Origin of the sequence: Mesorhizobium sp. M7A.F.Ca.US.014.04.1.1, assembly GCF_003998745.1 — a bacterium.
Lineage (GTDB): Bacteria > Pseudomonadota > Alphaproteobacteria > Rhizobiales > Rhizobiaceae > Mesorhizobium > Mesorhizobium ciceri.
In genome coordinates this window covers 1-3,104 of sequence record NZ_RZRW01000633.1, presented here as the reverse complement: position 1 = coordinate 3,104, position 3,104 = coordinate 1, and the positions used below count along the sequence as shown (strand labels likewise).

The 3,104-nt window shown below is 62.2% G+C and carries 3 protein-coding genes and 1 pseudogene; 2 read left to right on the top strand and 2 right to left on the bottom strand.

Annotated elements, in window-relative coordinates; translation table 11 throughout:
• Positions 1–141: pseudogene (locus tag EOA22_RS39140) on the bottom strand (3-oxoacyl-ACP reductase); the annotation flags it as partial.
• A 151-nt stretch (positions 142–292) separates the two neighbouring features.
• On the opposite strand from EOA22_RS39140, the gene EOA22_RS28975 reads away from it, so the two are divergent.
• Positions 293–1,075, top strand: coding sequence for a UDP-2,3-diacylglucosamine diphosphatase (locus EOA22_RS28975; RefSeq protein ID WP_063170225.1), 783 nt, complete (start codon positions 293–295; stop codon positions 1,073–1,075).
• Between the two features lie 123 nt (positions 1,076–1,198).
• A complete protein-coding gene (locus EOA22_RS28970; protein WP_063167911.1) occupies positions 1,199–2,413 on the top strand; it encodes an MFS transporter in 1,215 nt (404 codons plus the stop codon).
• On the opposite strand, the gene EOA22_RS28965 is transcribed toward EOA22_RS28970, so the two are convergent.
• On the bottom strand, positions 2,384–3,104 hold a 721-nt coding region (locus EOA22_RS28965; protein WP_164755943.1), incomplete at its 5' end, for a dipeptide epimerase. The genes EOA22_RS28970 and EOA22_RS28965 overlap by 30 nt on opposite strands.

Below are 3,104 nucleotides of genomic sequence, written 5' to 3'. Positions count from 1 at the left end.
GGTTTTCGCCACCAGCTCGGCATTGCGTCCGTTGACGACGACGTCGCAGCCGGCTTCCGCCAGCGCCACGGCGCAACCGCGCCCAAGTCCCTTGCTCGAAGCGCAGACGATGGCCTTCTTTCCGCGGATACCAAGATCCATGACGATTTCTCCTGTGATTTGGCCGGCAAGCTAGTCCTTCGGCTGGACCAATCGCAACCGTCATACGATTGTTGCATGAATCGGGGCATAGGCTCGCGAAAGCAACGGTGAAATCGCGATGTCCGGCCAAGAGCCCCGCACTTTCCGCAGCATGTTCATTTCCGACGTCCATCTGGGCTCGAAGGCGGCCAAGGCCGAGTTCCTGATCGATTTCCTTCGATATCACGATGCCGATATCATCTATCTGGTGGGTGACATCGTTGATGGCTGGCGGCTGCGACGGAGCTGGCATTGGCCGCAAAGCCACAACGACGTCGTGCAGAAACTGCTGCGCAAAGCGCGCAAGGGCGCCAACATCACCTACATCGCCGGCAACCATGACGAGTTCGCCCGCCAGTTCCAGGGCGTGCATTTCGGCGGCATCGTCGTTGCCGATCGCGCCATCCACGAGACCGCCGACGGCAAGCGGCTGCTCGTCATCCATGGCGACCAGTTCGACACCGTGGTCCACAATGCGCGCTGGCTCGCCTATCTCGGTGACCACGCCTATGACGCGGCCATGCTGGTCAACCGCGTGGTGACGCGGCTGCGCCAGCTGCTCGGCCTGCCTTATTGGTCCTTTTCGTCTTGGGCCAAGCACAACGTCAAGAAGGCGGTGAACTTCATCGGCTCGTTCCAGACCATGCTTGCCGACGAGGCGCGCCGTTCGCATGTCGATGGCGTCATCTGCGGCCACATCCATCATGCCGTCATCGAAAATTTTGGCGATGTCCAGTACATCAACACCGGCGACTGGGTGGAAAGTTGTACGGCTGTGGTCGAGCATTTTGACGGCCGCATGGAAATCCTGACTTGGGCGCAGGTGCTGCCCGAGGTGCCGGACGAGCCCTTTATCCCGCTGCTCATCGAGGACCGGGTAGGGCAGGCGGCCTAGTCCGAAGTCCTTTCGGCTTCGGAATCAATCAATTAGTCCAACCGGTTTCGTCCGGTTTTCGTCCATGTTAAGGGATCGATACGCGTTGCCCTCCGGCCGAATACAGCGCGATTGGATCGATTCATGTCCCTGCCGCAGCTCTCGCCCGAACAACTCGTCAAGCCGCGCCATTTCGAACTGCGCATGAGCCTGATGTTCGCGACGCTTTTCGTGCCGCTCGGAACGCATTTGCCGTATTTTCCGTTGTGGCTGCAGGCCAAGGGTTTTCATGCCGAGCAGATCGCGGTCATTCTGGCGGCGCCGATGTTCCTGCGCGTGGTGACGACGCCGCTGCTGACCGCGCTGGCCGACCGTGCCAGGGACCGCGCCGATGTCTATGTCGCGCTGATGGCTGCGTCGCTGCTTTTGTCGGCAGGTTATTTCCTGACACCCACCTATGCGATGGTGCTGGCGGTCTCGCTGACGCTGACCATCGTCTGGACGCCGCATTCGCCGATCGCCGATTCGCTGGCTCTTTCGGGTGTCCGCCGCTTCGGTTCGAACTACACAAGCATGCGCAAATGGGGCTCGATTTCCTATTTGTTCGCCAATATCGCCGGCGGCTTCATTCTGTCGGTAACCGGTTCACAAGCCGTTCCGGTTATCATTCTGGTGGCGTTTGCCGCCGCCCTTGCCGCCGGCCTGCTGGCGCCGCGCCTTGGCCGTCCGCGGCGCGCCTCGCCGCTGTCGGCCACCGACATCCAGCATTCAGCGCCGAAGCTTCTCAACCCGTATTTCCTGTATTTTTCCACGGGCGTCGGCGTCATCACCGCCAGCCACGCATTCCTCTACGGTTTCGTCTCCATCTACTGGAAGTCGATCGGCCTCGGCGATTCGGTAGTCGGTCTCTTATGGGCTTGGGGCGTGGTGTCGGAAGTCTGCATGTTCATGATGTTCACCCGCTTTTTCGGCCGGTTCTCCGTCGTGTCGGTCATGGTGATGGCCGGAATCGGCTCCATCGTGCGCTGGATCGCCTTTCCGCTGGTCTGGCCGCTCGGCCTCGGCATTCCCGGCTTCTTCGCTGTCCAGTCGCTGCACTCGGTCTCGGTGGCGCTGGGGCTGATCGGGCTGCAGAAGATGATCGGCGAAACGATCTCCGAGGAGCGGACAGGTGCCGCGCAAGGCATTGCCTATTTCTCCAACGGCTTCTTCATGGCGGTGGTGACGCTGGCGTCCGGCCCGCTCTACGACCGTCTCGGTGTCGACGGCTTCTTTGCCATGATCCCGATTGCGTTGATCGGACTGGCGCTGATCGGCCTTGCTGCGCGCTCAGCTCCAGAGCGCCGTATCGGGCGGTGACACCAGCGATCCCTGGTAGACAAGGCCCGGTACCCGGTCGCGGGCAAGCAGCAGCGGACCGTCGAGGTCGACGAAATCGGCATGCTGGGCAAGCAGCACCGCTGGCGCCATCGCCAATGAGGTGCCGACCATGCAGCCGACCATCACGCCGAAACCGAGTTCGCGGGCGCGATCGCGCAGCACCAGTGCCGCCGTCAGGCCCCCCGACTTGTCGAGCTTGATGTTGACGGCATCGTAAAGACCGACAAGCGCTTCGAGATTCTTAGCCTCGTGCACGCTTTCATCGGCGCAGATCGGCACCGGATGGGCGATATGGCGCAGGATCTCGTCATGACCGGCCGGCAGCGGCTGTTCGATCAGCGCGATGCTTTGTTCGGCGGCAAAGGCGAGGTTCGCAACGATGTTGTCGTCGCTCCAGCCCTCATTGGCGTCGAGGATGATGCGGCTGTCTGGCGCTGCCTGCCTGACCGCCCGGATGCGGGCAATGTCGTTGTCGCCGCCGATCTTGACCTTGAGCAGCGGCCGCGCCGCATTGGCGCGGGCCTGCGCCGCCATCGCCTCCGGCTCGCCCAGCGACAGCGTGTAGGCGGTTTCGAGCGCCTGCAAGGGAACAGCACCTATCGCAACCGCCACCGATGTTCCGCTGAGCTTCGCCTCCAGATCCCATAGGGCGCAGTCTAAGGCGTTGCGG